Annotated in this window: 23 protein-coding genes and 3 pseudogenes; 14 read left to right on the forward strand and 12 right to left on the reverse strand. The window is 72.5% G+C overall.

Annotated elements, in window-relative coordinates; all coding sequences use genetic code 11:
* The first annotated feature begins 2 nt into the window (after positions 1 to 2).
* Positions 3 to 872 (forward strand): carbohydrate ABC transporter permease, encoded by an 870-nt coding sequence (locus J7W19_RS10040; RefSeq protein WP_004945262.1) that lies wholly within the window; start codon positions 3 to 5, stop codon positions 870 to 872.
* 22 nt (positions 873 to 894) lie between these two features.
* On the opposite strand, the gene J7W19_RS10045 is transcribed toward J7W19_RS10040, so the two are convergent.
* The 4 genes from J7W19_RS10045 to J7W19_RS10060 all read right to left on the reverse strand — a co-directional run bounded on the left by J7W19_RS10045 (position 895) and on the right by J7W19_RS10060 (position 7,952).
* Entirely contained in the window at positions 895 to 1,917 is a 1,023-nt protein-coding gene (locus tag J7W19_RS10045) for an ArsR/SmtB family transcription factor (RefSeq protein WP_078588038.1), read from the reverse strand.
* A gap of 579 nt (positions 1,918 to 2,496) precedes the next feature.
* On the reverse strand, positions 2,497 to 5,214 hold the full coding sequence (gene ppdK, locus J7W19_RS10050) for a pyruvate, phosphate dikinase (protein WP_040889906.1): 2,718 nt from the start codon (positions 5,212 to 5,214) through the stop codon (positions 2,497 to 2,499).
* A 539-nt stretch (positions 5,215 to 5,753) separates the two neighbouring features.
* Entirely contained in the window at positions 5,754 to 6,887 is a 1,134-nt protein-coding gene (gene dusB, locus J7W19_RS10055; RefSeq protein WP_004945254.1) for a tRNA dihydrouridine synthase DusB, read from the reverse strand.
* 147 nt (positions 6,888 to 7,034) lie between these two features.
* Entirely contained in the window at positions 7,035 to 7,952 is a 918-nt protein-coding gene (locus tag J7W19_RS10060) for a helix-turn-helix transcriptional regulator (RefSeq protein WP_106429626.1), read from the reverse strand.
* Between the two features lie 291 nt (positions 7,953 to 8,243).
* Here J7W19_RS10060 and J7W19_RS10065 point away from each other — a divergent pair, with 291 nt between their 5' ends.
* The 7 genes from J7W19_RS10065 to J7W19_RS10095 all read left to right on the forward strand — a co-directional run bounded on the left by J7W19_RS10065 (position 8,244) and on the right by J7W19_RS10095 (position 14,152).
* Positions 8,244 to 9,569 (forward strand): MFS transporter, encoded by a 1,326-nt coding sequence (locus J7W19_RS10065; protein ID WP_233478250.1) that lies wholly within the window; start codon positions 8,244 to 8,246, stop codon positions 9,567 to 9,569.
* Positions 9,570 to 9,729: 160 nt separating this feature from the next.
* On the forward strand, positions 9,730 to 10,734 hold the full coding sequence (locus J7W19_RS10070) for an aldo/keto reductase (RefSeq protein ID WP_004945246.1): 1,005 nt from the start codon (positions 9,730 to 9,732) through the stop codon (positions 10,732 to 10,734).
* A gap of 133 nt (positions 10,735 to 10,867) precedes the next feature.
* On the forward strand, positions 10,868 to 11,449 hold the full coding sequence (locus J7W19_RS10075) for a TetR family transcriptional regulator (RefSeq protein WP_004945244.1): 582 nt from the start codon (positions 10,868 to 10,870) through the stop codon (positions 11,447 to 11,449).
* A 119-nt stretch (positions 11,450 to 11,568) separates the two neighbouring features.
* Positions 11,569 to 11,895 carry an SAV_915 family protein gene (locus J7W19_RS10080; protein ID WP_004945241.1) on the forward strand — a complete coding sequence of 109 codons (327 nt, stop codon included), beginning with the start codon at positions 11,569 to 11,571 and terminating at the stop codon, positions 11,893 to 11,895.
* Positions 11,888 to 12,193 carry a DUF6317 family protein gene (locus tag J7W19_RS10085; RefSeq protein ID WP_004945237.1) on the forward strand — a complete coding sequence of 102 codons (306 nt, stop codon included), beginning with the start codon at positions 11,888 to 11,890 and terminating at the stop codon, positions 12,191 to 12,193. Before J7W19_RS10080 ends, J7W19_RS10085 begins: the two co-directional genes overlap by 8 nt.
* Entirely contained in the window at positions 12,190 to 13,461 is a 1,272-nt protein-coding gene (locus J7W19_RS10090; RefSeq protein ID WP_004945234.1) for a GumC domain-containing protein, read from the forward strand. Before J7W19_RS10085 ends, J7W19_RS10090 begins: the two co-directional genes overlap by 4 nt.
* Before the next feature lie 109 nt (positions 13,462 to 13,570).
* Positions 13,571 to 14,152, forward strand: a complete 582-nt coding sequence (locus J7W19_RS10095; protein ID WP_040889890.1) for a hypothetical protein — start codon at positions 13,571 to 13,573, stop codon at positions 14,150 to 14,152.
* 20 nt (positions 14,153 to 14,172) lie between these two features.
* Here the strand turns inward: J7W19_RS10095 and J7W19_RS10100 are convergent, their stop codons facing one another.
* A complete protein-coding gene (locus J7W19_RS10100; RefSeq protein ID WP_004945229.1) occupies positions 14,173 to 14,817 on the reverse strand; it encodes a response regulator in 645 nt (214 codons plus the stop codon).
* The gene (locus J7W19_RS10105) at positions 14,805 to 16,070 is read right to left on the reverse strand and encodes a sensor histidine kinase (protein ID WP_004945226.1); all 1,266 of its coding nucleotides are present in this window, start codon (positions 16,068 to 16,070) and stop codon (positions 14,805 to 14,807) included. Before J7W19_RS10105 ends, J7W19_RS10100 begins: the two co-directional genes overlap by 13 nt.
* 164 nt (positions 16,071 to 16,234) lie before the next feature.
* On the opposite strand from J7W19_RS10105, the gene J7W19_RS10110 reads away from it, so the two are divergent.
* Together J7W19_RS10110 and J7W19_RS10115 are read left to right on the forward strand one after the other, a co-directional pair.
* A complete protein-coding gene (locus J7W19_RS10110; RefSeq protein ID WP_004945223.1) occupies positions 16,235 to 16,768 on the forward strand; it encodes a hypothetical protein in 534 nt (177 codons plus the stop codon).
* Positions 16,769 to 16,777: 9 nt separating this feature from the next.
* The gene (locus J7W19_RS10115; RefSeq protein ID WP_004945220.1) at positions 16,778 to 17,308 is read left to right on the forward strand and encodes a hypothetical protein; all 531 of its coding nucleotides are present in this window, start codon (positions 16,778 to 16,780) and stop codon (positions 17,306 to 17,308) included.
* 21 nt (positions 17,309 to 17,329) lie between these two features.
* Here the strand turns inward: J7W19_RS10115 and J7W19_RS10120 are convergent, their stop codons facing one another.
* On the reverse strand, positions 17,330 to 17,728 hold the full coding sequence (locus J7W19_RS10120; RefSeq protein WP_040889901.1) for a VOC family protein: 399 nt from the start codon (positions 17,726 to 17,728) through the stop codon (positions 17,330 to 17,332).
* A gap of 103 nt (positions 17,729 to 17,831) precedes the next feature.
* Here J7W19_RS10120 and J7W19_RS10125 point away from each other — a divergent pair, with 103 nt between their 5' ends.
* Positions 17,832 to 18,809 (forward strand): helix-turn-helix transcriptional regulator, encoded by a 978-nt coding sequence (locus J7W19_RS10125; RefSeq protein WP_040889899.1) that lies wholly within the window; start codon positions 17,832 to 17,834, stop codon positions 18,807 to 18,809.
* A gap of 141 nt (positions 18,810 to 18,950) precedes the next feature.
* On the opposite strand, the gene J7W19_RS10130 is transcribed toward J7W19_RS10125, so the two are convergent.
* From J7W19_RS10130 to J7W19_RS10145, 4 genes are all read right to left on the reverse strand, one after another.
* Positions 18,951 to 19,301, reverse strand: coding sequence for a hypothetical protein (locus J7W19_RS10130; protein ID WP_004945210.1), 351 nt, complete (start codon positions 19,299 to 19,301; stop codon positions 18,951 to 18,953).
* Between the two features lie 9 nt (positions 19,302 to 19,310).
* The gene (locus J7W19_RS10135) at positions 19,311 to 19,862 is read right to left on the reverse strand and encodes a hypothetical protein (protein WP_004945207.1); all 552 of its coding nucleotides are present in this window, start codon (positions 19,860 to 19,862) and stop codon (positions 19,311 to 19,313) included.
* Complete coding sequence (locus J7W19_RS10140; protein WP_158688776.1) at positions 19,859 to 20,128, reverse strand: DUF7848 domain-containing protein; 270 nt, start codon at positions 20,126 to 20,128, stop codon at positions 19,859 to 19,861. The genes J7W19_RS10135 and J7W19_RS10140 overlap by 4 nt, the downstream gene beginning before the upstream one ends.
* 346 nt (positions 20,129 to 20,474) lie before the next feature.
* Positions 20,475 to 21,647 carry a helix-turn-helix domain-containing protein gene (locus tag J7W19_RS10145; RefSeq protein WP_004945201.1) on the reverse strand — a complete coding sequence of 391 codons (1,173 nt, stop codon included), beginning with the start codon at positions 21,645 to 21,647 and terminating at the stop codon, positions 20,475 to 20,477.
* A gap of 265 nt (positions 21,648 to 21,912) precedes the next feature.
* Between J7W19_RS10145 and J7W19_RS10150 the strand changes: the two are divergent.
* The 3 genes and pseudogenes from J7W19_RS10150 to J7W19_RS10160 form a co-directional block, all read left to right on the forward strand.
* A pseudogene (locus tag J7W19_RS10150) lies at positions 21,913 to 22,578 on the forward strand (RibD family protein); the annotation flags it as partial.
* A gap of 39 nt (positions 22,579 to 22,617) precedes the next feature.
* A pseudogene (locus tag J7W19_RS10155) lies at positions 22,618 to 23,474 on the forward strand (maleylpyruvate isomerase family mycothiol-dependent enzyme).
* A gap of 125 nt (positions 23,475 to 23,599) precedes the next feature.
* The gene (locus J7W19_RS10160) at positions 23,600 to 24,034 is read left to right on the forward strand and encodes an ester cyclase (protein WP_004945193.1); all 435 of its coding nucleotides are present in this window, start codon (positions 23,600 to 23,602) and stop codon (positions 24,032 to 24,034) included.
* A gap of 9 nt (positions 24,035 to 24,043) precedes the next feature.
* On the opposite strand, the pseudogene J7W19_RS10165 reads toward J7W19_RS10160, so the two are convergent.
* A pseudogene (locus tag J7W19_RS10165) lies at positions 24,044 to 24,352 on the reverse strand (GNAT family N-acetyltransferase); the annotation flags it as partial.
* Positions 24,353 to 24,573: the final 221 nt, after the last annotated feature.

A 24,573-nucleotide genomic window follows, 5' to 3' on the forward strand; every position in this document is an offset into this window, starting at 1 on the left:
CCGTGCCCGCATCCCGTGAGAGCCGCGAGAACCCCGTCCACGACGCCCTCGTCCGCGCCGGCCGCGCGCTGCGGCTGACGCTGCTGATCGCGCTGGCCGCGCTGTTCCTGGTCCCGTTCTACCTGCTGCTGCGGAACGGGCTCGCCTCCGAGAGCGACATCACCGCCCCCGACTGGACGTTCTTCCCCCGCGCGCTGCACTGGTCGAACGTCCGGGAGCTGTTCGACGACCCGAACGTGCCGATGGCGCACGCGCTCCTCAACTCCACGCTGATCGCGGTCGCCACGACCGCCGGCACGCTGGTGCTCGCCTCGCTCGCGGGATACGGCCTGGCCCGCATCCCGTACCGGCACGCGAACGCCGTCTTCTACGCGATCCTGGGCACCCTGATGGTGCCGGCCGCCGTCACCTTCGTGCCCTCGTTCGTGCTGGTGTCGTCGCTGGGCTGGGTCTCCACGCTGCGCGGCCTGATCGTGCCCACCCTGTTCAGCGCCTTCGCCTGCTTCGTCTTCCGGCAGTACTTCCTGGGATTCCCGCGGGAGTTGGAGGACGCGGCCCAGGTGGACGGGCTGGGGTACTGGCGGACGTACTGGCGCGTCGTCGTCCCCAACTCGCGGCCGGTCTTCGCCGCCGTCGGCACGATCGTCTTCATCGGCGCCTGGAACGCGTTCCTGTGGCCGCTGGTCATCGGCCAGGACCGGGACGCGTGGACGGTCCAGGTGGCCCTGTCGACCCTGAACAACGCGCAGACGGTCAACCTGCACGAGCTGTTCGTGGCGGCGGCCGTCTCGATCGTGCCGCTGCTGGTGGTGTTCCTGTTCCTCCAGCGGTACATCGTGGCGGGCGTGGAACGGTCGGGGATCGACGACTGAGAGCGCGGCCGGCAGGCCCCGTTCAAACCGCCCAGGGCGACCGCTCCTGGAACGCCGGCCGCTCCCGCCGGGCCTGCGGCCGGTGCCCGCCGCGCAGCAGGGCCGCGCCGAGCGGGGTGAGGGTGTGCAGGACGGCGCTGCCGTGCCGCAGCGTGAGCACCAGGCCGGCCTCGCGCAGGACGCCCGCGTGCTGACTGGCCGAGGCCGCCGACACCCCGACGCGGCGGGCGAGTTCACTGGTGGTGCAGCCGCCGCCGATGGAGCCCAGCACCGCCGACCGGGTCTGCCCCACCAGCTTACCCAGCGAGCGCGGCGCGTCCTGCACCGGAGGCGCGGACTCCGCGCAGTGCCTGGCCGGGTAGACGAGGACGGGCGTCAGGTCCGGGTTCCGCAGGGTGACGGGGTTGCCACGGCAGAAGAAGGACGGCACCAGCAACAGGCCCCGCCCGTTCAGGCGCAGGTCGCGGTCGACCGGGTAGTCGCATTCCAGCACCGGCGCGTGCCAGCGCATGGTGGGCGGCAACGAGGACAGCAGCGCGTCCGCCCCGCCGTCGAGGAGGGCCCGGCCGCGGATGGCGCGGTCGGCCTCGATCCGCGCCTGGATGTGCGCCCAGTACGGCGCGATGGCCGCCTCGTGGTAGTCGTGCAGGGCGGTGATCAGCTTGCCGAACGCCCGGGCGTCGCCCTCGGCCAGCGATCGTATCCAAGCGGGCAGGGTGCGGACCGTGGACAGCCGGCCCAGCTCGTCGTGGATCCGGTCGGCCGGAGTCGCGCGCAGCGCCTCCACGCCGGTCTCCAGTCCGAGTACGCCTTCGGCCGGTGTCAGGAAGTCCGGGAAATAGCCCCGGGGCGGAACCAGCGGGGCCAGCAACCGAGTTTCACTATTCAACCGAGTGCGGGTTTCGGTGCGCCAATCGCCGTAGATCGACTCGCCTTGTTTGTCCCGCAGCCGGTGCAGACTCAATACGGTTTCCCAGAGCACGTCCGGGTCTCCGGCCAGGCGCAACCGGGCCAGATCGAGTCCAGTGAAATGGACACGCAGCACCAAACCCCCACATGAGACATCCGCCGTCACCCCCCGCCCACTGAGTATGCACACCGATACGTGCTGTTACCACGCCCTTTTGGCCACAGTTGAAAGGACTCGCGGCGAACACCCCGGGAGCGAAATCCTATTCACGCACTCAGGGCCGCCCCAGCTCGTTCCCGTGGGGGGTGGCGAGCGAAAAAGCGGTCGCTGAGTATGCGAGTTGCCGCCCGAGCCGATGCGGGCGGCAACAACTCCCGGTGGGGGAGTAAACGAGGGGCGGCGCTCCCGCACGAGCGCCGCCCCTCCGCCGTACCACGGGGACCGCGGCGGGCGCCCGGGACACGGGCTGTCACACGCCGGTTCCGCTCCGGTGATCTCCCGGTGGCCATCGCGTTACGCCCGGGTTAACCGCGTACCGGACGCGCGGTACCGCTCACGGCCGTACCGTCCGGGCAGGCGGAAGGGGCGGCCCCGTGCACGAGACCGCCCCTTCCTTGCTACCGGAGCCGCGCCAGGTCCGAGGGTCGAGGTCATCCCATCGGCGGCTCCGGAGTTCGTCCGGCCTGTCACCAGGCCGGTGTCATCCGGCCGGTGTCACCGGCTGTCGCTCACCGCCCCGGTCAGGGCGGCGGCGCGGCCGGCCTCCAGGCGGGCGACGGGGATGCGGAACGGGGAGCAGGAGACGTAGTCCAGGCCCACCTCGTGGAAGAAGTGCACCGACTCCGGGTCGCCGCCGTGCTCGCCGCAGACGCCGAGCTTGAGGTCGGGGCGGGTGGCCCGGCCGGCCTCGGCCGCGGCCCGCACCAGGGACCCGACGCCGTCCTTGTCGATCGTCTCGAACGGGCTGACGCCGAAAATGCCCTTCTCCAGGTACGCGGTGAAGAAGCTGGCCTCCACGTCGTCCCGGGAGAAGCCCCAGACCGTCTGCGTCAGGTCGTTGGTGCCGAACGAGAAGAACTCGGCGGCCTCCGCGATCTGACCGGCCGTCAGGGCGGCGCGCGGCAGCTCGATCATGGTGCCCAGGGTGAGCTTGAGGCTGGTGCCGGTGGCGGCCTCGACGTCGGCGATGACGCGCTCGGCCTCCTCGCGGACGATCTCCAGCTCCTGGACCGTGCCCACCAGCGGGATCATGATCTCGGCGCGCGGGTCGCCCTTGGCGTTCCGCCGCTCGGCCGCGGCCTCGGCGATCGCCCGGACCTGCATGGCGAACAGGCCGGGGATGACGAGCCCGAGGCGGACGCCGCGCAGACCGAGCATCGGGTTCTGCTCGTGCAGCTTGTGCACGGCCTGGAGCAGGCGCAGTTCGTTCTCGTGCGCCTCCTGGCGGGCCTCGGCGAGCGCGACGCGCACCGACAGCTCGGTGATGTCCGGGAGGAACTCGTGCAGCGGCGGGTCCAGCAGCCGGACGGTGACCGGGAGGCCGTCCATGGCCTCGAACAGCTCGACGAAGTCGGCCTTCTGGAGCGGCAGCAGGGCGCCGAGGGCCTCGTCGCGCTCGGTCTCGGTGTCGGCCAGGATCAGCCGCTCGACCAGCTCGCGGCGCTCGCCGAGGAACATGTGCTCGGTGCGGCAGAGGCCGATGCCCTGGGCGCCGAACCGGCGGGCGCGCGCGGCGTCCTCGGCGTTGTCGGCGTTGGCGCGGACGCGCAGCCGGCGCATCCGGTCCGCGTAGGCCATCATCCGGTGCACGGCCTGGACGAGCCCGTCGGCGTCGTCGGCGCCCGCGTGCATCCGGCCCTCGAAGTACTCGACGACCGGCGACGGGACGACGGGGACCTCGCCGAGGTAGACCTTGCCGGACGATCCGTCGATGGACACGACGTCGCCCTCCTCGATGACGATCCCGCCCGGAGCGGTCATCCGCCGCCGCTTGGTGTCGACTTCGAGCTCCTCGGCGCCGCAGACGCAGGTCTTGCCCATGCCGCGGGCGACGACGGCGGCGTGCGAGGTCTTGCCGCCGCGCGAGGTCAGGATGCCCTCGGCGGCGATCATGCCGTCGAGGTCGTCGGGGTTGGTCTCCCGGCGGATGAGGATGACCTTCTCACCCGAGCGGGACCACTTGACGGCGGTGTACGAGTCGAAGACCGCCTTGCCGACGGCGGCACCCGGCGAGGCGGCGATGCCCCGGCCGAGGAACTCGGTCTTCGCCTTCTCGTCGAAGCGCGGGAACATCAGCTGCGCGAGCTGGTTGCCGGTCACCCGCTGGAGCGCCTCGGCCTCGCTGATCAGGCCCTGGTCCACCAGCTGCGTCGCGATGCGGAAGGCGGCGCCCGCGGTGCGCTTGCCGACGCGGGTCTGGAGCATCCACAGCTTGCCGCGCTCGATCGTGAACTCGATGTCGCACAGGTCGCGGTAGTGCGTCTCCAGCGTCTCCATGATCTGCATCAGCTGGTCGTACGACGTCTTGTCGATGCGCTCCAGCTCGGCGAGCGGCATGGTGTTGCGGATGCCGGCGACGACGTCCTCGCCCTGCGCGTTCTGCAGGTAGTCGCCGTAGACGCCCTGGTGGCCGCTGGCGGGGTCGCGGGTGAAGGCGACGCCGGTGCCGGAGTCCGGGCCGAGGTTGCCGAAGACCATGGAGCAGATGTTGACGGCGGTGCCCAGGTCGCCGGGGATGCGCTCCTGGCGGCGGTAGAGCTTGGCGCGGTCGCCGTTCCAGGAGTCGAAGACGGCCCTTATGGCCAGGTCCATCTGCTCGCGCGGGTCCTGCGGGAACTCCCGGCCGGTCCGCTCGGCGACGATGCCCTTGAACCGCTCGACGAGGGCGCGGAGGTCGTCGGCGTCCAGCTCGACGTCGGTCGAGACGCCCTTCGCGTCCTTGGCCTCCTCCAGCGCCTCCTCGAAGAGGTCGCCGTCGACGCCCAGCACGGTCTTGCCGAACATCTGGATGAGGCGGCGGTACGAGTCCCACGCGAACCGCTCGTCACCGGCCTGCGCCGCGAGGCCCGCCACGGACTCGTCGGAGAGCCCGATGTTGAGGACGGTGTCCATCATGCCCGGCATCGAGAACTTGGCGCCGGAGCGGACGGAGACCAGCAGCGGGTCGTCGGCCTGCCCGAGCTTCTTGCCCATCCGGGCCTCCAGCGCGTCGAGGTGCGCCGTCACCTCGTCCCGCATCGCCGGCGGCTCCTGACCCTCGGCCAGGTAGACCTTGCACGCCTCGGTGGTGATGGTGAACCCGGGCGGCACCGGAAGGCCGAGGTTGGTCATCTCGGCGAGGTTGGCACCCTTGCCGCCGAGCAGATCCTTGAGGTCCTTGTTGCCCTCGGTGAAGTCGTAGACGAACTTCTGCTGATCTTCGGATACCGGCACGGAACTCGACTCCTTCACTGGACCTCCCTGGGAAAAGCGCTGCCGCAGTGGGGAGGGTTGCCCTGACGGCGGGGAGCGTACCCAGATCGAAGGCTTCTGAGGAGGTCCACTCCAACGACATGAGGGCGTAACCGCCCGTCTGCCAGCAGATCGAAAGTGGCTTGAGGGGTGCGGGTGTACGGGCTCCCTCTTCACATCTTGAACGCACTTTCGCGCTAAGGAGTCGCGACAGCACGGTGCGTCGATATTTAGGCCGTTCGGCCGTCAGTTTGTGAAGGCAGAGTGGGTGGCACTGAGTGCCACCCTTAGGAAGGTGGACACCCCGGTCTCGCGCTCATGTGAGCGCACCCTCTATCAGAGGTGGCGAGAATCACGCCGTAAGACGAACGCCGGACGGGCTACATCCAGCCCGTCCGGCGTTTGAGGACAACCGCGCGGAGCGCGGTTTCGGGGGTCTGGGGGGCTCCCCCAGGAATCGGCGAAAGGGCGGGACCGGGGCACCGGCCCGCCGCAGGCGCCCCCCGCCGGGGCAAGCGCCCTCACCCACCCGACGTGTCGAGCTCCGCGTCCGCGCCGACCACAGCGCAGTCGTACGGATCGTCCAGCCACCCGTCCGGCAGCACGACCCGACTACGCCCCGACGTCCGCCCCCGCGGCCCGTCCGCCCCCGCGGGCCACGCCTGATCCAGATCGAGCCCGCTCAGAAGAGCGTCCAGCTCCGCCAGCGACGACGTCACGGCCAGCTGCCTCCGCAGCTCGGACCCGATCGAGAACCCCTTCGTGTACCAGGCGACGTGCTTGCGGAAGTCGATGACTCCGCGCTCCTCGCTCTCCAGCCACTCCCCCAGCAGCTCCGCGTGGCGCAGCATGACCCGCGCCACCTCGCGCAGCGTGGGCGCGGCGGGCTCGCGCGGCCCGTCGGGGTCGAAGGCGGCGACCAGGTCGCCGAACAGCCAGGGCCGGCCGAGGCAGCCGCGTCCGACCACGACGCCGTCGCAGCCGGTCTCGCGCATCATCCGCACGGCGTCGTCGGCCGACCAGATGTCGCCGTTCCCGAGCACGGGGATCTCCGGGACGGCCTCCTTCAGCCGGGCGATGGAGTCCCAGTCGGCGGTGCCGCCGTAGTGCTGGGCGGCGGTGCGGCCGTGCAGGGCGATGGCGGTGACGCCCTCCTCGACGGCGATCCGGCCGGCGTCCAGGAAGGTGATGTGGTCGTCGTCGATGCCCTTGCGCATCTTCATGGTGACGGGCAGCGACCCGGCGTTGCCGACGGCCTCGCGGAGGATGGCGCGCAGCAGGTTCCGCTTGTAGGGGAGGGCGGAGCCGCCGCCCTTGCGGGTGACCTTGGGGACGGGGCAGCCGAAGTTGAGGTCGATGTGGTCGGCCAGGTCCTCGTCCACGATCATGCGGACGGCGCGGCCGACGTAGAGCGGGTCCACGCCGTAGAGCTGGATCGAGCGCGGCTTCTCGCTGCCGTCGAAGTGGATCAGCCGCATGGTCTTGGCGTCCCGCTCGACCAGCGCCCGGGTGGTGATCATCTCGCTGACGAAGAGCCCCTTGCCACCCGAGAACTCGCGGCACAGCGTGCGGAAGGGCGCGTTCGTGATGCCGGCCATCGGGGCCAGGACCACCGGCGGCTGCACGGTGTGCGGACCGATCTGGAGCTGCGTCATGGAGGGGCGCTTCCTCGTTCGTGCGGGGTACGGGCGGGCCGCCGGCCAGGGGTGGCCGAGGGAACGGCGACCGTCCATTGTCCCTCATCCGGCGGGGCGGATCCCGTGGCTCCGGTCACTCCGGCCCGCGCGTGGTGTGTGCGGCGCTCACCCCTCCTCGGCCCGCACCAGCTCCAGCAGCCGCCGCAGCCGCGCGTGCGTCTCCTCGTCGGCCGGGGTGAAGACCAGCAGCCGGGTGCCGGGGTGCGGTCCGGTCCAGAGGTTGGTGTGGTCGAGATTGAGGAGGCCCACCCGGGCCTGCCGGAAGACACGCTGCCGGTTGGCCGCGGGCGGGATCACCTCGTGCCGCTCCCACACCTCCCGGAACTCGGGCGACGCGTCCCGCAACCGCTTGAGCAGGCACTTCCAGGCCGGCTCGGCGAGGTGGTCGGCCATCGCGGCCCGGAACTTCGCCGCCATGGCCCGCTTGGCGTCCTCCCGGTCGAGGGCGTCGGCGTACCAGGTCTCGTTGGTGAAGTGCAGCCAGAGGCAGTTGCGCTCCTCGGGCGGCAGGGCGTCGAGGTCGCAGATGAGCTGCTTGTACGTGCGGTTGTACGCCAGGATGTCGTAGCGCGCGTTCTGTACGCAGGCCGGGAAGGGCTCCAGCTGTTCCAGCATCAGGCGCAGCCCCGCCGGGACGCCGACGGGCTCGGCGTTGGGGGCCGGGTCCGAGGCGTTGGCGAGGGCGAAGAGGTGGGCGCGCTCGGCGCGGTCGAGCAGCAGCGCGCGGGCGATGGCGTCGAGGACCTGGGCGGAGACCTGGATGTCCCGGCCCTGTTCGAGCCAGGTGTACCAGGTGACGCCCACGGCGGCGCGCAGCGCGACCTCCTCCCGGCGCAGCCCCGGGGTCCGCCGGCGGCTGCCGCGCGGCAGGCCGACCTGCTCGGGGGTGATGCGCTCGCGGCGGCTGCGGAGGAAGGCCGCGAGTTCGGCGCGGCGGGCCGCGTCGTCGATGCCGCGGGACCCGGTCCCGTCGCCCCGGGCGACGAGCGCGGCGGCCGGCGACTCCTGCACCATCGTGGTCATGCCTCCAGACTGCGGTACGGGCGGCCCGCTGTCAGGGCCGTTGCCGGGTAGTCGTTGTACCAGGATAGAAAGTCTCTGGTACCAGGTTGCGGAGTGCGTCATCGTCGTCGTGTGAACGAAGCAGCACGCACAGCCGGTGAGATACCCGCCCCATCCTCGACACCTCCCGCCCCCACCCGTTCCGACTCCCCTACCTCCTCGTCCCCCTCCTCGTCTTCCCCCTCGCCCGCCCGCCTGGCGACGCTGGGCACCGGGGGCCTCTTCACGGTGCTCCTCGGCGCCGCCCTGCCGATGGTGGACTTCTTCATCGTCAACGTCGCCCTGCCCGCCATCGACCGCGATCTGCACGCCGGTCCGGCCCTGCTGGAGATGGTCGTCGGCGGGTACGGCGTCGCGTACGCCGTGCTGCTGGTGCTCGGCGGCCGGCTGGGCGACATGGTGGGCCGGCGCCGGATGTTCCTCTGGGGAACGGCCGCGTTCGGAGTGACGTCCGTGGCGTGCGGTCTGGCGCCGGACGCCTGGACCCTGGTGGTCGCCCGTGTCGCGCAGGGCGCCGCCTCGGCGCTGTTGCTGCCGCAGGCGCTGGCGACGATCCAGGCGGCGACCCACGGCGAGCGGCGCACCCGGGCGATGAGCTTCTACAGCGCCACCGCCGGCGTGTCGAGCGTGGTCGGCCAGATGCTGGGCGGCTTCCTGGTCTCCGCCGACATCGCGGGCTCCGGCTGGCGCCCGATCTTCCTGGTCAACGCGCCGCTCTCGGTGATCGCGCTGCTGATGGCGGCACGGCTGATCCCGGAGACGCGCTCGGACCGGCCGACCAAGGTGGACGGCGCGGGCACGGTCCTGCTCTCGGTGGCCCTGGTCTCGCTGCTGGTGCCGCTGACGGAGGGGCGTTCGACCGGGTGGCCGGTGTGGGCCTGGGCGCTGCTGGTCCTCTTCCCGTTCGCCGCGGCGGCCTTCTGGGTGGTGGAACGGCGGCTGGAGGCCGCCGGACGGACCCCGCTGGTGCCGCCGTCCCTGCTGCGGATCCGCTCGGTCCGCAGCGGCCTCGCGGTGCTGGTGCCGTTCTCACTGGGCTGGGGCGGCTACATGTTCGTCGTGGCCGTGGTGCTGCAGGACGGGCTGCGGCTCGACCCGACCGAGGCCGGACTCGCCCTGGTGCCGCTGTGCGTCGCCTTCTTCGTGGGGTCCCTGCTCGGCCCCCGGCTGGGCGCCCGCTACGGCCGCCGCGCGGTGACCGCCGGAACGCTGGTGCAGGCCGCCGGCGTGCTGGGGATGGTCCTGACGTTCCACTGGGGCTGGGACGGCCTCGGCGTCTGGGGCCCGATGCCCGCGCTGGCCGTGCAGGGCCTGGGCCAGGGCCTGCTGCTGCCGCCCACGCTGCGGGCGGTGCTGAGCGAGGTCCCGGCGACGCAGGCGGGAGTGGGCAGCGGGGTGATGGTCACCACGCAGCAGTCGTTCATGGCGCTGGGCGTGGCGACGCTCGGTTCGCTGTTCCTGTCGCTGTCCTCCTCGATGGGCATGCGGGACGCGGTGGTGACGACGTTCGGGGTGCAGTTGGTGGCGGTGGCGGCGACGGTGGTACTGAGCACGCGGCTGCCGAGGGGAGTGAGCTGAGGGGGCGGTGAGTCGGGGGCGGTGAGTCGGGGGGCGGCGCGCGCATCACACCGGATGACGCCCGTGAATGACATCGAGCGAATGACAGATATTGAAATCTGTCATTCGGTGTGCCACTCTGGTGATGTCCTCCTCCGCCTCCCCTCATGAAGGAGTCCCCGTGCTGTACCGCACCCTCGGCGCCACCGGCCCCCAGGTCTCCGCCCTCGGCCTCGGCTGCATGGGCATGTCCGCCCTCTACGGCGAGGCCGACCGGACCGAGTCGATCGCCACCCTCCACGCCGCCCTGGACGCGGGTGTCACCCTGCTCGACACCGGTGACTTCTACGCCATGGGCCACAACGAGATGCTCATCGGCGAGGCGCTGCGCTCCGCCCCGGCCGCCCACCGCGAACGGGCGCTCACCAGCGTCAAGTTCGGCGCCCTGCGCGACCCGGACGGCGGCTGGTCGGGCTACGACGGCCGCCCGGCGGCGGTGCGGAACTTCGCCGCCTACTCGCTGCAGCGGCTGGGCGTCGACCACATCGACGTCTACCGGATCGCCCGCGTCGACCCCGACGTGCCGATCGAGGAGACCGTCGGCGCCATCGCCGAGCTGGTCCAGGCCGGGCACGTCCGCCACATCGGCCTGTCCGAAGTGGGCGCCGACACCCTGCGCCGGGCCGCCGCCGTCGCACCGATCTCCGACCTCCAGATCGAGTACTCGCTGATCTCGCGGGGCATCGAGGACCGCATCCTCCCGACCGCCCGCGAGCTGGGCATCGGCGTGACCGCCTACGGCGTCCTCTCCCGCGGCCTGATCAGCGGCCACTTCGGCCGCGACCGCCGGCTCGCCGCCGACGACTTCCGCGGGGTGAGCCCCCGCTTCCAGGGCGAGAACCTCCAGCGCAACCTGGACCTGGTCGACGCCCTGCGCAAGGTCGCCGAGCAGCGGGGCGCGACGGTCGCCCAGACGGCCATCGCCTGGGTCCTCGCCCAGGGCACCGACATCGTCCCCCTGGTGGGCGCCCGCACCCGCGAGCGGCTCGGGGAGGCGCTCGGCGCGCTGGACGTCACCCTGGGCCCCGACGACCTCGCCGCCATCGAGACGGCCATACCCGCGGACGCGGCGGCGGGCGAGCGCTACCCGGCGGACCAGATGGCACACCTGGACAGCGAGCGGTGAGCGGGGGCGGGCGGGCCGCCCCGCACCGGGCGCCGGCGGCCCCGGGCTCCCGCCCCGCACGTCCCGGACGCGCCCCTGGCCGGGTACGGTCGTCCCAGGCGCGCCGGCGCCTGAGGAAAGGACCCGTACCCACATGCCGCCCGAGCCCCTGACCCAAGACCGCATCCTCGAAGCCACCGAGGACGTCCTGCGCCGCTTCGGCCCGGCCAAGGCGACCGTCGTCGACGTCGCCCGCGCGCTCGGCGTCAGCCACGGCAGCGTCTACCGGCACTTCGGCAGCAAGGCCGCCCTCCGGGAGGCCGTCACGGAGCGCTGGCTCGACCAGTCCCACGCGGCCCTGTCCGCCATCGCCTCCGCCGACGCCCCCGCCGAGCGCCGCCTGCGCGACTGGCTGACCGCCCTCTTCGCCGCCAAGCGCCGCAAGGCGGGCGACGACCCGGAGCTGTTCGCCACGTACATGGTCCTGGTCGGCGAGAACAGCACCACGGTCGAACGGCACGTCGCGACGATGGTCGGCCAGCTCGCCGGCATCCTCCGGGACGGCACCGAGAGCGGCGAGTTCTCCCTCCCCGACCCCGACCGCACCGCCCGCGCGGTCTGGGACGCCACCAACCGCTTCCACGACCCGGCCTACGCGCCCGAGTGGTCCGACCCGGAGATCGACACGGCCTTCGACACGGTCTGCGGCCTGGTGCTGCACGGGCTGCGCGGGTAACACACCGATCCTGATGGCTCCTTGACACCTCGATAACGCGTCCTTGATGGACCGGCGCCACCGGCCTTCCTAGGCTGATCTTCTGCCTCAATTCATCGGCTCGGCAGGAGAGTTGCACCGTGAGTACCACCACGCTCGCCGACGAGGACATCGTCCTGGCGCCGGCGCGCCCCCGTCCGGCGGACGGCTGGCAGAGAACCGAGGACCAGGTCGTCTTCGAGGCGCGCCGCGCCGCCGACGGGGCCGACTGCGGGCTCGCCTTCACCACCGCGGAACGGCTCGTCGCCTGTCTCGGTCCGGAGCAGCCGTGGGTGGCCCTGCCGTTCGGCGCGCTGCGCCTCCTGCTCGGCGAGGCGGGCGTGCCCCGGGTGGTCGTGGACCCGCCGACCGCTCACCCTTCGGAGGAGGCCGCTTCCCCGGTCGAGTGGGAGGCCCACCGTGTCTGACCGGCTCAAGGCCACGGTCGAGCACATCGACGACGCGGGCAAGGGCTTCCACCGGGAGGCCCTGCACCTCGGGGAGTTCAGACAGCTCGCCGCACCGCCCACCCCCGGCGTCGGTGACATCGCCCTGAGTTCGGCCCTCTTCCGGCTCAGCGAGGCGTTCGGCATCGGCCACGAGCTGCTCACGAACCTGGTGGAGAAGCACGGGGGCAACCTACGGACCGCCGCGGGCGATTACCAGAACCAGGACATCGACACCCAGAAGATCCTCAGCGACCTGATGGGCAAGGTGTCCAAGTGATCGACGACGACATCGCCGGCCTCAAGAAGGTCGCGACGGACTACACGTCGGCCACCGAGAAGTACGACACGACCTGCAAAGTGCTCAACAAGAAGGTCAGCGGCGTCGTCCACGAGGCCGGCTGGACCGGCGACGGCGCGGACGCCTTCCAGACGGTGTGGGCACACGACGGCACGATCAGCGCGGCACTGGCCGAGGCCATGTCACAGGTGTCGGACGTCGTCACCGTCCTCTCGGAGGAGCTGGAGAAGGCGAAGAGCGACCTGGGCGACGTCCAGGACACGGCCCGCGCGGCCGGCCTGACCCTCGACAGCCAGGGCGGCGCCACGGGCAAGGAGGACCAGAAGGCGGCGCTGGATGCGTACCGGAAGGGACGGGACGCGGCGCTGAAGCGGGCGCAGGACGCGCGTCAGCTGGCGACCGGAAACCTGAACGCCGTGCTCGACCAGATGCTCGGCAAGGGCAACCCGAACCAGTACAACGGCGCCGACTACTGCACGCTGTCGGAGGTCCTGCGGGGGTTGTACACGACGCCCGCCGCGCTGACGCAGGAGAGCGCGAAGAAGCTGGAGGCGCTCAAGCAGAGCGCCAAGGACCTGAAGCGGGAAGCGCGGAAGCTGCCCAAGGGCAGTGCCGAGTGGAACGAGAAGCTCCAGCAGCGCCGGGCCGCCCGGGCCGCGCTGAGCGACCAGCGTCTCCGGGCCGCCTCCGTCGAAGGGTGGCAGAGCAAGGTCAAGGGCAGCGGCGCCGCGCGCGTCACGATCGGCGAGATCGCGGAGGACTACCGGGTGCGGGGGGCCGGGCCGGTGGGCAAGTTCGGCGCGGTGAGCACCGGTCTGACGGGCGCCATGGTCGGCCTTCAGATGTACGACGACCACCGGACGCGGGGCTGGTCGTACAAGGAGGCGTTCGTACGGGACGCGACTCCCGCGGCGGTGGGCATGGCCGCCGGGACCTACGCCGAAGGCGTGCTCGTCGGCGCGGCCACCTCCAACCCCGCGGTCGCCGCGGGCGTCGTCGCCGCCGTCGGCATCGGCTACGGCGTCGGCACCTTCGGCTACGAGCTGACCCACAACGCCCACTGGGGCAGCAACATCCACAAGTACGGTGTCGTCAGCGGCATCGGCCACAGCTTCGCCGACGCCGGGCAGGCGTGGGTGGACAACGACGTGAAGGCGATGTGGCACAAGGGCGAGGACACCGCGAAGGCCGCCTGGCACAAGGGGACGAGCGGTGTGAAGAAAGTCTGGCACGGCATCTTCGGGTAACCGACGCCGCTGACAAGTTCACGGCAGTGACGGTGGTGTTCGCGGGTTCTCGGTCACTGAGCACGAAAACGACGACGCGACGACGGAAGCGGCTACGGAAACGGCTGGCATGGCACACAGAACGCGCCCGCGCAGGCACCCGATCCCGGTGGTCGCACGCCGGCGGCCCGGTCCGGCGATACGGTTCGGCGGGGTGGTCCTCGTCCTGGTGGGGCTGCTGTTCGGGTCGTTCGCGGCCGGCATCTCCGGCCATGCGTCAGGTGCGCTGGGAGCGCGCGGGACCTTCGCCGTCGAGCGGTGCGAGCACAAGGCGACCACGCAGCGCGGCGGTGGGCGCGGTGCGGACACCGTCGAGTGTTCGGGCACCTTCCGCCCGTCGGACGGCGGCTCCCCGAGGACCGGCCTCGACATCGACCGCGACTACGAGCCGGGACGCCGTGTCACCGCCTCCTGCGACTTCATCGGCATCTGCTACAAGATCGACCGCGTCAACGCGTGCGGCTGGTTCTCCGGCCTCCTGGCCGCCCTGCTCCTGGTGTGCCTCGGCGGCCCGGGCGCCGTACGCGGCGCCGTGTGGCTGACGGAGCGGTACGCGCGGGGGCGCGCGATCCAAGGGCGGCTGGTCAAGGGCCTGTTCTGGGCGGCCCTCGGCGTCTTCGTGGTGTTCCTGGTGCTGCGCAACGCGCTGTGAGCGGCTGCGGCCGGCGCCGCTCAGCCCACCCCCAGGAACCGCAGGACCGCCAGCACCCGCCGGTGGTCCGCGTCCGCCCTCGGCAGGTCCAGCTTGGCGAGGATGTTGTTGATGTGCTTGGCCACCGCGCTCTCGCTGACGACCAGTTGGGCGGCGATGCCCGCGTTCGAGCGCCCCGACGCCATCAGTTCCAGCACCTCGCGCTCGCGCGGGGTGAGCCGGTCGAGGGGGTCGCTGTGCCGCCGGAGCAGGAGCTGGGAGACGACCTGGGGGTCCAGGGCCGTGCCGCCCGCCGCCACCCGCCGCAGCGCGTCGATGAACTCCTCGACGTCGGCGACCCGCTGCTTGAGCAGGTAGCCGACGCCGCGGGTGTCACCGGTCAGCAGGTCCGCCGCGTACCGCTCCTCCACGTACTGCGACAGCAGCAGCACCGCGGTCTCCGGCCACTGCCGGCGGATCACGAGGGCGGCCCGGACGCCCTCGTCCGTGAAGCCGGGCGGCATCCGGACGTCGCTGACCACCAGGTCCGGCCGGTGTTCCGCAACCGCCGCGAGCAGCGCCTCCGCGTCACCGGCCTCGGCGGCCACCTCGAAGCCCGCCGCTTCCAGGACCTTCACCAGCCCCACCCGCAGCAGTACGGAATCCTCGGCGATCACGGCGCGCACGGCAGCTCCACAGTCACAACGGTCGGGCCCCCCACGGGGCTGCTGATCGAGAAGGTGCCGTCCACCGACGCGACCCGCTTGACCAGCCCCGCCAGGCCCGTACCGCCCGACTCGTCCGCCCCGCCCACGCCGTCGTCGGAGACGACCACGAGCAGTATCCCCCCGATCCGTTCGACGGTGACCTCCGCCCGGGACGCCCGCGCGTGCTTGACGACGTTGGCGAGCGCCTCGGAGACGACGAAGTAGGCCACGGCCTCGATCGCGGGCGCGGGCCGGGACTCCAGGTCCACCCGGACGCGGACGGGCAGCGGGGCGCGGTCGGCGATCCCGGACAGGGCCGCGTCCAGGCCGCGGTCCTCCAGGACCGCCGGGTGCAGGCCCCGGACGAGGTCGCTCAGCTCCTGGATCGCCGCCTTCGCCTCGCGGTGCGCCTCGTCGATGACCTTCCGCGCGTCCTCGGGCAGGTCGGTCAGCGTCACCTTCGCCAGCCCCAGGTTGACGGCCATCGACACCAGCCGCTGCTGGGCGCCGTCGTGCAGGTCGCGTTCGATGCGCCGCCGCTCGGCGTCGGCCGCGTCCACCACGCCGGCCCTGCTCTCCGTGACCTCCTCGACCCGCCGCGCCAACCGCTCGGCGGGGGTGGGGCCGAGCCGGCTCAGGGCGACGCGCGTGTCGAGCCGGGCGAGGGCCTTCACCGCCCAGACCGCCGCGTACAGCCCGCCCGCACCCCCGGCGGTCACATAGGCGGCCAGCGTCGAGTAGCCGGCCTGGGACAGCCGGACCTCGACCGGCAGCGCCCAGATCCAGACGTAGATCGTGACGGCCGCCACGGACACCACCGCGAGGACCAGCGCGCCCAGCGCGGCAGCGGCTGTCAGCGGCCCGAACACCAGGTGGTACCGCGCCTGCGGCCAGAAGCGCTCGGCGCGCGGTCCCGCCAGGAGCTGCTCCCACAGCGGCGCGGCCCCCCGCCCGGGCCGGGCGATGCCCGGTATGTCCACTCCCAGCCGGTCCCGGAACCGTGTCCGCTGCATTCCCGTGAGCACCGGCGACAACACCGCCACCACGGCCGCCATCCCGAACACCGCCAACAGGACGCTCAGCGCCCGCGTCGGCCCGCCGTTCAGCCAGGGCACCGCGAACAGCAGCAGGGAGCAGCACTGGATCAGGGCGCCGTGGAGGTGGAAGGCGGCGGGCCGGCCCACGCCCTGGAGAGGGCGCAGCAGAGGCCGGGTGAGCGGGGTGAGGTGCATGGACGAAACCGTACGGCCGTCGGCCGGCGCCGGACCATGGCGTTGCCGTCCGCTCCGAGGGTGCAACCAGTGCCACCCCGAGACGGCAAACAACGCCAGTGACCAGCGGCTTCCCCGCGGCGATCGTGGAACACGCCACCCCGTCCCGCCGAAGGAGCCGATCGATGAACGTCCTCCGACTCCCCGCCCGCGCGCCGTCTCCGAACGTCGCGACGCACCGGGGCGGGGCGGCCGAGGTCATCCCGCTCCCCACGCCCGAACACCCCGCGCCCGCAAGGTCCCGCATATCCCCCGCGCCTCTCGGACCCCACACGCCCCGGCCGCGCCCCCGCCTCCTCGGCTACGTCCTGGCCGCCTGCGGTGTCGCCCTCCTCCCCTGGCTGTTCGTCCTCGCCACGAGCCTGCCGGCCGAGACCACGGCCGCGAAATGGTCGGCGGCCTGGGTCGGGCTGGACGCGCTGGAGGCCCTCGCCCTCATCACGACGGGCGTCCTGGCCGTACGCCGCCACGCCCTCCACGCGCTCACGGCGGCGGTCGCCGCGACCCTGCTCGTCGCCGATGCCTGGTTCGACGTGATGACGGCCGCCCCGGGCGCCGACCTGGCCTCCGCGCTGGTCATGGCCGCCGCGGCGGAACTGCCGCTGGCGGCGGTATGCGCGGTGGCGGCATCCCGCGGCCACCGCGGCGGCACCGGCTAACGTGCGCCCATGACACCGACGGACGACCGCCGCCTTCCCCCTCCCCTCCAGGCCCTGACGGGCGTCGAGTTCGAGTACGGCACGGAGGGCGACGGCATCGAGTTCGAGCTCTACCCCGCATTCCTGTCCACCGAGGAGACCGCCGCGTGGTTCCGCGCCTGGACGGGCAACCGCGAGGTGACGGGCGACGCGTTCCGCGTCTTCGGGCAGGACGGGACGGGCGGTCTCACGGCCGCTTGGCTCGTCCGGCCCGCCGCGCCGCTCACCGCGCAGCCGATCGTCCACCTCGGTTCGGAGGGCGAGATGGGCGTCGTCGCCCGCGACCTGTCGGCCTTCCTCTGGCTGCTGGCCGACGGTTTCGGCCCGTACGAGGCCGTCGACCCGCGCGAACGCGCCCGCCCAGCCCGCCGCGTACCCGAACTCGCGGCGGTCGCGGCACGGTTCGCCCCGGAGGGGCGGCAGTCCGCGAAGACGGTCATGGACGAGGCGGCACGGGAGCTCCCGGGCTTCGAGGACGAGATCCTGCGCCTCTGTGCCTGACGCCCGGCGCACACCCCCGAGTCACCGCGCGAACTTCTCCTTGGCCGCCGGGGTCACAGGAGTGAAGAAGTTGAGGAGGTTGCCGTCAGGGTCGCGGAAGAGCAGCGACCGGTTCCCCCACGGCATCGTGGTGGGCTCACTGACGACGTCCGTGACGAAGCCGGCCAGCTCCCGGTACACGCGGTCCACGTCCTCGACGAGGAACTCGGTGATCACGCTGTGGTTCTCCGCCGGACGGGCGGAGCCCGGGGCGAACAGCGGGACCGTCCGGGTGCTCGCGATCGCGAGGGTCGCGCCCGCCGTCCTGAGCTCCGCGAAGTCCTCGGTGGCCCAGGCCGCCCGCGCCCCCGTGGCCCGCTCGTAGAACGCGACGAGGCGCGCCACGTCGTCGGTGATGATGCGGATCGAGACGAGGTCCAAGTCCATGGGGATCTCCCTTGAGGGCCGTGCGGAAGCGTGCACCGCGCAGGCTAGGAGCAATAGCGGACAGAACCGGTCCTGTATGCGCATTAGGTTGATGCTCATGTCCCGACCCACCGGCCGCGTGCTGACCCTCCTGGAACTCCTGCAGTCGGGCGGCACCCGCACCGTTGCCGAACTCGCCGACCGGCTCGGCGTCGAAGGCCGCACCGTCCGGCGGTACGTGGCCCAGCTCGTCGACCTGGGCGTGGCCGTGGAGTCGGTACGCGGTCGCCACGGCGGCTACCGCCTCGCCCCCGGATACCGCCTTCCCCCGCTCATGCTCGGCGACGACGAGGCGCTGGCCGTGCTCCTCGGCCTGGTCGCCGGCCGCCGGACGGGGCTGACGACCACCGAGCGCGCGGCGAACGAGACGGCGTCGGCGAAGATCCGGCGGGTCCTGCCCCGCCACCTCGTCCGCCGGCTCGACATCCTGCTGGAGGCCCTCCACTTCACCGACCGGCCCGGGGAGTTCGCCGCCCCGGACGCCGGGACGCTGCTCACCCTCGCCGACGCGGTGCGCCACCGCCGGCCGGTCACCCTCCGCTACACCGACCGCGACGGGCGGACCGCCGAACGCACCCTGCACGCGTACGGGATCGTCGCCCACGCGGGCCGGTGGTACGTCACGGGCGAGGACGCCCGGATCGGCGAGAACCGGACCCTCCGGCTCGACCGCGTCACGGCCGCGCGGGCCCTGCCCGGCTCGTTCCCGGCGCCCTCGGGCCCCGGCCCGGCGGAACGGGTCCTGTCGGGGTTCGCCACGGCCGCGTACCGGCACGAGGTGGCCTTGCGGATCCACGGAACGGTCGAGCGGATCCGCGCCCGCCTCCCCGCCTCCATCGCCGTCCTGGACGAGGCGGATGGGTCTCACACGGCCGAGCGTTGGCGGCGCGTCGAGCTACGCGTGGAGCGGCTCGACTGGCTGCCACCGGTCCTCGCCTCGCTCGACCGGCCGTTCGTCGTCGAACGCCCCGACGCACTGCGCGATCTCGTCGCCGCGTTCGCGGACCGCCTGGCGTCGTACGCGCGCGGAACCTGACGCCGCTGCGGGCGGCGGGACCGGCGGACCGGCCGGTACACCGCGTACGAGGCCACCGCACCGCGCAAACGGGCCCGGCTCGCGCGCCCGCATCCGAACCCGCGCCGCCACTCGCTCAGTTCGCCCCGAGCCGCGCGCCCCTCACTCCCCCTGCGCCCACGCCGCGACCGGCAGCGACAGATAGACACCCACGTCCCGCAGCCCGCTCGCCGACCGGATGCCGGCGCACAGCCGGTCGGCCCGCTCCTGGCGGTCGGCGGCCCGGCTCGCGAACCACTTCGACCGCACCTCGACGACGACGTCCATTCCGCCGCTGTCCAGCGGCCCGAGCGGCCGGAAGCGCAACTCGACGTCACCCGGCCGCAGATCGCCGTCGTACGGCTCCTCGGGGCACTCCACCGCGAGGGACACCAAGTGCGGGAGCTTTTCGCGCAGTTCTCGGAGGGTGTCCTCGAGGACGTGGGGCGCGTAGGTGATCTCCACGAGTGGCATCGGGCCACCCTACGCCGAGGGCGGCCGCATCCCCCACGTCACAGTCGCCTCCCCCCTCCCCGGGCTCCCACCCGACCGCGCGAGCAGCGCACGCACCTCCACGGCCCCGGCCAGCACCTCGTCCGCATGCGGCGCCGGCAGCAGCCAGAAGTCACCCGGCCCCTCGCGGCGGCCGGGGTGCGGCGCACGCAGATACCGCAGGTGGTCGTCGATCCCGACGGCCCGCGTCCCCTTCCCGGCGACCCACGTCCGCGCCGTACCCGCCCGCACCAGAACGCTGTAGGCGTCCCGCCGACGGGTCACCACCACGCCGTACGCGATCCCCGCTTCCCGGAACGCCGCCTCGATCACATCGTCCGTCCGCACCCCGCCGATGCCGCCCTCCACGGCCTCCGCCGGGAGGTGGACCACGTCGAAGCGCCGCCCGATCTCGATCGCGGACGTCCGGCCCTCCGCCCAGTCCTCGTGGATCTCGCGCGGTCGCGGGACCCTCGAGACGAGCCACAGCGCGCCGGGGTGGCGCTGCGTGGGGTACGTGAGGGGCAGCGGCGCGTGCGTCACCGGGCCACCTCCTCGGGAGCCGCGGCTCCGGAATCCGGATCCACCCGCCAGAACGAGGTCGTCACCGCGCAGTACGTACGGTGCTCCGGGTGCAGCCGCGTGTGCTTCAGCGCCCACACCTCGGCGCCCAGGGGGTCGCCCTCGCCCGCCCGGGACGTCTTCCGGCAGGACCGGCACTGGAACTCGTACACCGGCTCGACGGGCAGCCCCCGCCCACCGTCGCGCGCCAGCACGAACGCGGGCACCACGCTGTCCACTTGCGTCACCGCCGCCTCCCGTGCGGGTGCCTCCGCAACTCGACGTCGCAGTCGACGACGCGCGAGAAGTCACCGTCCCGCCGCGCGACGACCCGCTGCCGCGCGAGCGCTGCACAGACGTCGCAACCGGGCGCGGGCGCGGGCCCGTTGCCGTCCGCCCCGGGCGGCTCCGCCGAAACGCCGCCCACAGCGGCATCCGCCAGCGCGGCCCTGCGGGCGCGGTCCTGTGGTGTTCGTTGGTGTGGCATGTTCGGCTCCACGCACAGACGATGTGTTGGTCGTCACATCGTGCTGGCGCGCAAGAGCCGGAACTGTCATAGCCCGCTGATAGCCAGGGCCATGCATTGACGCTCAGTCATGCACTCAGCCAGGCACCGAAGCTGATGAAGTCCTCCGGCATGCGCCGCTTCGCCGACTCCAGGCCGGAGTACGTCTCACGGACGACCGGGTGGTAGCGGGTCTGCTGGGGCGCCAGCCTGCGCGCCTCCAGCAGGTTGCCGAAGGCCGCTTCCGTGCGGCCGGTCCACATCTGTGCGCGCGCCACCTCGGCGTAGTGGTGGGACATCCGGGACCGCGGCCAGTCGGCGGGCAGCCGGATGCCGCGTGCCACGTCGACGGCCGCTCCGTACTCGTCCAGCTCGGCCAGCACGCTCACCCGGTGCACACCGACGTTGGCCGGCCCGAACGCCAGCCAGTGGACCTTCTCAGCCGGGCCCGTGTGCGCGGCGATCCGGGCCGCCTCGGCCAAGTGGCTCTCGGCCGTGTCACCGTCCTTGGCCCGGCCGGCCAGCACCGCTGCCCCCAGGTGCAGTTGCCCGGTGACGATGTCGCGTTCGCGACCGGGGTCGGCCTGTTCCAGCCGGTCCATCCCGAAGCCGATCAGCCGCTCCCCCATGCGGTAGTCACTGGCCCGGAGGCAGGCCAGGGCCCGCATGTACTGCCGCATGCCGCCGAGCACCGGGTCGGAGGCGCGTTCCGCGGCCCACTCCAACCGGTCCAGGGCGATCGCCGCCAGGTCGATGAACCCCAGCTTCGTGGCGACGTCGTACGCGGTCCGGTAGCCGCTGGCCAGCGTCCGCCACGCCTCGGTCGTCCCCTCCGTGTGCGCGACCGTGGTCGCCTCGCAGATCAGGGAGGGCAGCTCGGACGCCGCCCGCTTGATGTCGGTGGCCCGGATCAGCATGCACAACTCGTCGGCCTTGGACGCCAGCTCGGCCGGACCGCGCGGGGTGAGGTCCGGATCCACACCGAGGTCGTACACGTTCAGGGCCTCACGGATCGGGTTGATCAGCCCGTCGAGGTGGTCCTGCCGCAATTCCTCAAGGTACGGCTGCCCCGTCAACTCGACGACGGGCACCGAAAGAACGCGCGCGAGGGCGCCGATCACGGACGGGCTGGCCGGCATCTGGCCCTGCTCGACCTTGGTGAGGGTGCTGTACGAGACGTTGCTCCGGTAGGCCAGTTCGCGCTGAGTCAGTCGGCGACGCTTCCGCGTCTTCGCGATCCGCGCACCGGTGTGCTCCGACATGCTGAACTCCGATCTGCTCTCGACACCAGGACGATACCCATCCCGATCCCCGCAGCACCCGTCTTCATCACCCGCGCATCTGGAGCCACACCTGTACCGGCATTCCACACACCCCACCAGACATGGGCACCAATCTGCCGTGGCGCCAGCGCACTTGGACGCGTCGTCGCGAAGAATGAACACACGGCAGTCGCCTCACCCTCTCCGAAGGAGACGCATGCACATCAGCGAGCTGGTCGGCGCCGACGAGTGGCACACCGTCGAGGGGCGCCCCTACGTCGTCTACAAATACGCCGCCACGCTGGACGGCCGCATCGCCGCGGCGGACGGCACCAGCCAGTGGATCACCAGCGCGGAGTCCCGCGCCGAGGTGCACGCGCTGCGCGCCGCCTGCCAGGCGACCGTCGTGGGGTCGGGCACACAGCAGGCCGACGACCCGCACCTGGCCGTGCGGTCGGCGAAGGACGACCCGAACCTCAAGGTCACCGCACCGGCCGGGCGCCAACCGTGGCGCGTCGTCGTGGACACCCACGCCCGGACGCCGCGCAGCGCCCGCGTGCTCGACGATGCCGCGCCGACGCTGATCGCCGTGGCCGACGGTGCGGACGCGTCGCACTTGGAGGGCCGGGCGACCGTCGTCCGGCTGCCGAAGGCGGCGGAGGGCCTGGGCATCACGTCCCTGTTGCGCGCACTGCACGAGCGCGACGTGCGCGGCGTGTTCCTGGAGGGCGGGCCCACCCTCGCCGCCTCGTTCGTGTCGGCGGGGCTTGTCGACCGCGTCATCGCGTACATCGCGCCCGCCCTCCTGGGCCGGGGCAAGAGCGCCCTCCAGGGCGGAACGATCGGCACGATCGGCGACACGCTGCGCTGCGACCTGATCGACGTGGCCCGTTCGGGCCCGGACGTCCGTTTGGTGGCGCGACCGCGTTAAGCGGTGGCGGGGCAGCCGGCCGATCGCCACGCTGGGGGCATGGAGTACCACCCCAGAGACGTTCCGGACCCCGCGTGGCTCGGCGCCCCGATCGACGCCCGTTCGCTGTTCGCTCCCGAACACGCCGCGCTGATGGCCACGCTGCGCGGCCTGGCGCCCGCCGAGTGGGAAAGGGAAGCGGTGCCGGGCTGGACCGTGCGCGATCTCGCCGCACACGTGCTGGGTGATTGCTACGGACGTCTGGCTCGCGACCGCGACCACCACGGCGGAGGGCCCGTCCCGCGCCGGGCGAGACCCTCGAAACGTTCATCCACCGCATCAACCGGGAGTGGGTGGCCGCCTTCTCCCGGGTCAGCCCCGCCGCGCTCACCGAGACGCTGGACGTGATCGGCGCGCAGACCGCGCGCTTCTTCGAGAGCGTCGGCCTCGACGCACCCTCGCTGGGAGTGGCCTGGGCCGGGATCGACCCGGCGCCGATGTGGCTGGACAGCGCCCGGGACTTCACGGAGTTCTGGACGCACCGCCAGCAGATCCGCCACGCCGTCGGCCTGCCGACCGACCAGGACCCGACGTCGCTGTCGGTCGTCCTGGACACGTTCATGCGGGCCGTGCCCCACACCCTGCGCACGGTCGACGTGCCGCCCGGCACACAGGTCCGGCTGGAGGTCGACGGTCCGGCGGGCGGCGCGTGGACGGTCACGGCCACCGGGACCCACTGGTCGCCGGCCGAACCGGACGCCGACCGTCCGGCCGCGTTGCTCCGCCTGGACACGGAGACGGCCTGGCGCCTGTGCACCCGGGGCATCCAACCGGGCACGGCCCTGGCCCGCGCCGGCATCGAAGGTGACCGCGCTTTGGCCGAGGCCGCCTGCCACGTCGTGTCGATCGTCTACTGACGGCTGCCGCCGGCGCCACGGTCCCGGGCTCGCCGAGGCCGCCCGGGAAGTCCGGCGCGCGGCCAACGCGCCACCCACCCGTCCCCGGATCCGTCACGGCGTGAACGGGATGTCACACTCTGCCGATGACCAACGCCAAGGACACCGTCCGCCAGTTCCTCCTCCAGGTGCGATCGGGCCTGCACCCCGACCGGGCCGGCCGCTTCATGGCCGGCCTGGTCCGGGCCCACCAGGTCGTCTCGGAGGCGCCGGTGGTCGTGGAGCGGACCCCGCGACAGTACACCGAGCACGTCCAGGAGATGCTCGACGCGTACGGAGCCTTCACGCTGACCGTGGACGAACTCATCGCCGAGGGCGATCGGGTCTACGCCCGCTGGACGCAGACCGGACGGCACGTCGGACCGGTCGGCGACCACGCGCCGACCGGTGCGCGGGTCACGGCGACGACCAGTGCGGTCTACCGCGTCGAGGACGGGCTGATCGTCGAGTACTGGATCCAGATCGACCGGCAGGGCATCACGGCCCAGTTGGAGCGAGCCGCCGCGCGCGCGGAGTACTGACGCTCCCGACTACCGGCCGGCGTCGGCCGTTCCGTTTCGTTCGGTGTCCGGGCGGGGCTCCGGGCCCCGGTCCGGACCGGTCCGGATCCAGAACCGCAGCTTGCCGGACCGTTCGTCCTCGAAAGCGCCACCGCACGCCTCGATGACCTTGCGGGAGCCGGTGTTGTCCGGGTCGCAGGTGACCAGGACCGGGTCCAGGCCCAGGCCCAGGCCCGCGGCGACGGGCAGGACGGCACGCAGCATCGCCGTGGCGTATCCGCGCCGCCGCGCGGAGGGCCGGACGTCGTAACCGATATGGCCTCCCCACGCCAACAGGCTCGTAAGGGATCACGCGCCCTTCGGGCTGAACACGCGGACGGTCGGCTCCAGGTCCGGATCCTCGTCGGGTATCACTCCCACCAGGCAGGCGTCCCCGGGAAGGTGCGTCTGCGCGTCGGTGCGGTCGACCCATGCGGCCGTCGCCGGTACGCGAGCTGCGGCATGTCCGCAGGCTGCCACGACTCCGCGCCGGAGTCCCGCGAGTTTCGGTGCGCGCAATC

Source organism: Streptomyces mobaraensis NBRC 13819 = DSM 40847 (assembly GCF_017916255.1).
GTDB lineage: Bacteria > Actinomycetota > Actinomycetes > Streptomycetales > Streptomycetaceae > Streptomyces > Streptomyces mobaraensis.